The 403-nt window shown below is 43.2% G+C and carries 2 rRNA genes; both read right to left on the bottom strand.

What is annotated here, in order from left to right:
* Positions 1–101: ribosomal RNA gene (locus tag ACQCT5_RS22900) — 23S ribosomal RNA — on the bottom strand; the annotation flags it as partial.
* Positions 102–284: 183 nt separating this feature from the next.
* A 16S ribosomal RNA gene (locus tag ACQCT5_RS22895) occupies positions 285–403 on the bottom strand; the annotation flags it as partial.

The raw sequence follows: 403 nt of genomic DNA, 5'->3' as shown, positions 1-403 counted from the left end.
CAAAGCTTACTTACAGCTCCCCGAAGCATATCGGTGTTAGTCCCGTCCTTCATCGGCTCCTAGTGCCAAGGCATCCACCGTGCGCCCTTAATAACTTAACCGTTGACAAACTAATTGTCATGTTTTTTCGATATCAGCGATGATATCTTAAAAGAAAATTACTAAGATGAACGATACTTGTGAATGTATCTTGATATTACTTAACGTTATCTAGTTTTCAAGGAACATATTAGAGAGAATGCTCTCTCAAAACTAAACAAAACAAACAGCGTCTTTTTCCTTAGAAAGGAGGTGATCCAGCCGCACCTTCCGATACGGCTACCTTGTTACGACTTCACCCCAATCATCTGTCCCACCTTAGGCGGCTGGCTCCAAAAGGTTACCCCACCGACTTCGGGTGTTA

Source organism: Sutcliffiella halmapala, assembly GCF_050107295.1.
GTDB classification, from domain to species: Bacteria; Bacillota; Bacilli; order Bacillales; family Bacillaceae_I; genus Sutcliffiella_A; species Sutcliffiella_A halmapala_A.
Note: the sequence above shows the minus strand (reverse complement) of the source record. Positions and strands in the feature narration are given on the sequence as shown.